This is a genomic window from Saccharothrix hoggarensis, assembly GCF_042678885.1.
GTDB lineage: Bacteria > Actinomycetota > Actinomycetes > Mycobacteriales > Pseudonocardiaceae > Actinosynnema > Actinosynnema hoggarensis.
Genome location: NZ_JBHTLK010000348.1, coordinates 1 through 4,759, shown reverse-complemented (window position 1 = coordinate 4,759; position 4,759 = coordinate 1). Strand labels below are relative to the sequence as shown.

Annotated in this window: 3 protein-coding genes; all 3 read right to left on the bottom strand. The window is 74.4% G+C overall.

The window, feature by feature from the left end; translation table 11 throughout:
* Positions 1 to 78: 78 nt before the first annotated feature.
* On the bottom strand, positions 79 to 2,586 hold the full coding sequence (locus tag ACFQ3T_RS34365; RefSeq protein ID WP_380729947.1) for an Hsp70 family protein: 2,508 nt from the start codon (positions 2,584 to 2,586) through the stop codon (positions 79 to 81).
* Complete coding sequence (locus ACFQ3T_RS34360) at positions 2,583 to 3,269, bottom strand: hypothetical protein (protein ID WP_380729945.1); 687 nt, start codon at positions 3,267 to 3,269, stop codon at positions 2,583 to 2,585. Before ACFQ3T_RS34360 ends, ACFQ3T_RS34365 begins: the two co-directional genes overlap by 4 nt.
* A partial coding sequence (locus ACFQ3T_RS34355; protein ID WP_380729943.1) for a hypothetical protein occupies positions 3,266 to 4,759 on the bottom strand: 1,494 nt, incomplete at its 5' end. The genes ACFQ3T_RS34355 and ACFQ3T_RS34360, both read right to left, overlap by 4 nt.

Genomic DNA, 4,759 nt, shown 5'->3' with positions numbered 1-4,759 from the left:
CCGCGTGGTCACCGGCACGGGCCCGGTCCGCCGCCTCCGCCAGCCGGACCTCGTGCGCCAGCGCGTCGACCGGCCCGGTCATCCCCGACCACCGAACCCGCGCTCACGGCGCACGCCGCCGGTGGCCGGGTCGGCGGCGGTCGCGGGCAGCAACGCGCGCAACCGCTGGTTCACCTCGGCCAACGTGCTCGCGTCGCCGGTCATCAGCGCCCGCTCGCCCCGGTCGATCAACGTCCTGGCCTGGTGCGGCGAGGACATCTGGTGCTCGTTCGCCCGGAAGTAGTGGAACACGGTGACGTCGAGGCTCCCGTCCCGGCGCAGCAGCACCAGTTCCAGGTCCAGCGCCCGGTTCACGACCCGTTCCGCCGCGTCCGCGTCCTCCTCGGCCCTGGCCTGCCCGGCGCGCCGTTCGAGGTCGGCCAGCTCCACCAGGTCGTCGGGCGTGCCGACGCGGTCGACCAGCTCCCGGCACACCTCCACGGCCTCGCTCATGTCGGCGAGCACCCTCGGCAGCCGCACGTCGGACTCGATGTCGTCCAGCACCGCCTGGATGGTGCGCAGCTTGTCGTCGGCGGACGCCGCGGAGCCGGGGTCGCCGGACGCGGCCGAGACCTCGGACGCCGCCTGCGCGAGCAGCCGTTCCTCGTCGAGCCGCGCGAACCGGGCCAGCGCCCGCTCCGACAGGGACCGCTCGGCGGACGCCCGCAGCTCCTCCGCGCGCCGCTCGACCTCCGCGAGCACGTCCCGCAGCGCCGCGACCGACGGCGCCCGGACCGCGTTCAGGTCGATGATGGCCTCGAACTGCTCGTCCACCACGGGAACGTCGGCGACGACCGTGACGAGCCGCGACTCGTCCACCTCGAAGAGGATGTCCACCTTCGTGCCCTCGGGCAGGTCGAGGCGCACGTCCCGGGGCCGGATCTCGATCACGGCGACCTGCTGGTTGCGGTTCGCGCGTTGCCGTTCGCCCTCCACGATCGGGATGCTGATCACCGCGTCGGCGTCCGTGCGACGCAGCGGGACCGTCGTCCGGAACGCCTCCCTGGCCTTCGCGGGCAACCGCGTGCCCTTGGCCAGCATCTGCGCGAGCACGCCGTCCGCCTGCGCCAGCCCGAGGCCGTTGGTGAGCACCTCGCCGCCCGGCTCGTTCACCCACCGGTCGATCGTGAAGTCGGCGGGCGTGACGCGCTCCACCCGCCCGTGCGGGCCGGTCAGCAGCACGGTGAACGTGGTGGCGCCCAGCTCGGCCAACGACACCTCGGCGACGAACGCGCCCTGCGCGTCCAACGGCATCTTCGGGCTGCGGAACATGGACGTCGCGCGTTGGGCCACCAGCTCGACCCGGTACCCGGTCCAGTCCACAGTGGACGACGGGGAGCCGAACCGGCCGCCCACGGGCACCTCGGTCAGGCTCGTGGTGCGCGGGTAGGTCAGCTCGACGGAGAACTCGCCGGCGAGCGGCACGGGCGTCGGCCGCTCCATCGCCAGCGTTCCCGCGAACACCGCCGCTCCCCTGGCCACCACCGTCGTCGGGTCCTGGCTGTGGTCGAGCGCGATGCCCAGCCCCAGCTCCGGATCGGCCAGCCTGGCCCGCAGCGACGGCGCCAGCGTCGTGCCGCCGACCAGCAGCAGCCGGTCGATGTCGGCCGCTCCGAGGTTGGCCTTGGCCAGCGCGTCCCGGCACAGGTTCACCGCCCGCGCGTAGAACGGCTCGGCCAGCGCCTCCACCACGTCCCGGCGCAGCACGTGGTCGAACTGCTTCTCGCGGCGGTCGGCCAGCTGGAGGTCCACCGACACGTCGACCTCGTCCTGGCGGGACAGGGCGATCTTCGCCTGCTCCGCGGCCTGCTTCAGCTTCATGAAGTTCGTCGCCCACCGCCGGTTGCCGCGGGTGAAGTCGGCCAGTCCCAGCTCGCGGGCGGCGGCCGGGGCCAGCACGCGCTCCACGATCGCCCAGTCGATCAGCTTGCCGCCCATGTGCGGGTCGCCGGCGTGGTCGAGGACGCGCAGCTCGCCCTCGTAGGTGCTCACGATGGCCGCGTCGAACGTGCCGCCGCCGAAGTCGAACACCATCCAGTACGCCTCGGTGGTCTGGTGCTGGAAGCCGTAGGCGAACGCGGCCGCGGTCGGTTCCTGCAGCAGCGGGCACGCGCGGAAGCCCGCGAGCGCGGCGGCCTCGCTGGTGGCGTTGTTCTGGTGCAGCCGGAACGCCGCGGGCACCGTGATCACCGCGGCCTCGGGCGGCGCGCCCAGGCGTTCGGTCACGTCGGCGCGCAGCGACTTGAGCACCTCCGCGGACAGCTGCGACGGCGTCAGCTCCACGCCCGCCGCGGGGAACCGGCGGACGGCGCCCTCCAGGCCCATCTCCAGCTTGAACTCCATGTGGACGTTGTCCACGTCCCGCATCGCCTCGATGCGGGCGGCGGTGCCGACCCGCACCACGCGGCGCTCGTTGATCCACACCGCGGACGGCGTGTAGTCCCACTGGTCGATGCTCTTGAACACGGTGACCTGCCCGTCGACGAGCCGGGCGATCGCGCTGTTGGTCGTGCCGAGGTCGATGCCGAAGTCGATGGTGTCGCTCATGACCTTCCTCCCCCTGTCTCGGGGCAGCCGACGACGACCTGCCCCCTCTGGATGCGCCGGTCACCGAGGTAGACCGACGGTCGGACCGTTTCCACCACCACGTCCCTGGTCAGCGCCGGGTCCTCGGCGAAGGCCAGCACGTCCAGCAGGAGGTCCGGGTGGAACGCCAGGCCGTCGTGGTCCTGGATCACCACACCGGCCCGGTCCAGCGCCTCCTGCGCCGACGTCAGGAGCCGGGCGACCTGCCTGCCCTCGCGGGACGCGTCCACGCCCGCCTTGGCGATCTTGCGTCGAGCGCGCCACAGGTTGGTCGCCGCCTCGGCGAGCCCGGACTCGGCCGGCCCCGGCTCGGCGGTGCCGGGCTCGGTGGGGCCAAGCTGCGCCGTCTGGGACTCGACGGTCTGGGACTCGGCGGTGCCGGGCTGCGCGGTCTGGGACTGGACCGTCCCGGGCTCGGCGGCCCTGGGATCGGCGGCCCTGGGATCGGCGGTTCCCGACTCCACCGGCGACGGCTCGGCCGGCCCCGGCTCGGGGCGGTCGGCGAGGGCGGTCGTCACGGCGGTGACGAACGCGGTCAGCCGGGCCCGGTCGCCGGCGTGCCAGGCCGGTTCGGCGATCCGGAACGGCCGGTGGTGGCGTCGTTGCCGCGCCTCGGCCCGCCACCGCCGCCACGCGCGGCTCATCGGGCGTCACTCCGCTCGGCGGCGTTGCGGCAGACGCGCGAGGTGACGAGCCAGGTGACGAGGTAGGCGCCCGCCGTGAGCCCCACCGTCGCCGGCCCGACGAGCGCGGACGCGCCGACCAGGGCGCCGAGGCCCGCGAGCACCAGCAGCACGCCCGCCGCCTTCGGCCACTGCATCGGACCGCCGAGGAACCACCGCCGACGCACCTCGACCGAGGCGAGGCCCGCCTGCATCCCCACCGTGATCACGACGAGGAAGAGTGGCCAGTCCCCGATGGTCGGCGACACGAGCAACACCGCCACCAACGCCACGTGCAGCAGGAAAACGGCCGCGCCGGCGAGGTACCCCGATCGACGGGACGTGTCAGGCCGGGCCAGGCGGGCTCGGGTCGCGCGGATCTCGCGCAGCCGTTCGTCGATCTCCCGCACCACGGCGGGATCGCCGGTGGCCCGGCGCATCCGCACCAGGACGCCGGCCGCGCTCAGCCACGCGTCCCGCGCGACCAGCCGGTCGACCTCGGCGAACCGCCCGTCGGCGCGCCGGGAACCGCCGGACGCGCGCGAGGGCTGCTTCCTCGACCGCGCCGGGGTCGGCGGCGTCCGGGCGGTGAGGCCGGCCAGGACCGTGTGGTACGTCAGGTTGGCGTGCACCTTCTCCTTGGTGACCGCGTCCACGGCCAGCCGCTCGGCCTCGGCCAGCAGAGCCGTCACGCGCAGCACGTCGGGCCGTCCCCCGTCCGCGATGGCCAGCGCGCAGTTGTTCAGCAGCACCGCGGCCTGTTCCCGCAGCCGGGCCGATCCGGGGTTCTGCCGGTGCGGCAGCGCCAGTTCGAGCTGTCGCGCCAACGCGGGCAGCTCCTCCTGTGCCCGCCGGCCCAGCACGCCGAGGTCGCGGCGGTCCAGCAGCTCGGTGAACTCGCGGAGCAGCGCCTTCATCCGGTCGACCAGCGGCTGGGAGGCGAGGACCACCGCGTCGGCGACGACGTCGGCGTCCAACCGCCACTCCCGCAGCAGCTCCACCAGCACGACGTCGCGGTGGGTGGACGCGAGGGCGACCTGCGGGTTCAGCAGCGCCCGCCCGAACGCCGAGCGGAGACCGTCCACTGTGGACGAGTCGATGGACCGGTCAGCCAACCTGCGCACGCGGGCGCGCACGTGCGACCAGAACCCGGTGTGGCTCAACGCCGACTGCCACGCCTGCGCGGCCTCCCGCCACATCCGCCGGCGCTTGCCGTCGCCGATCGGGTCGGGCGCGGCCTCCAGGTCGAGGACGGCGGCGTGCGCGCGCACCGCGTCGTCGTGCAGCCGGTGCACGACCTCGGGGCACCCGCACTCCCCCGGCTCCCCCCACCACCAGAACAGCTCGTCCACCAGCCGGTGCGCGGTGCGGCCCAGCTCGTCGAACGCCGTCCGCACCTGGTCCGCGTCCGGGTCCGCCGGCAGCGGCAGCCGGTCGTCCCGGTGCGGCCGCGCGCCGAGCAGGTCTCCGAT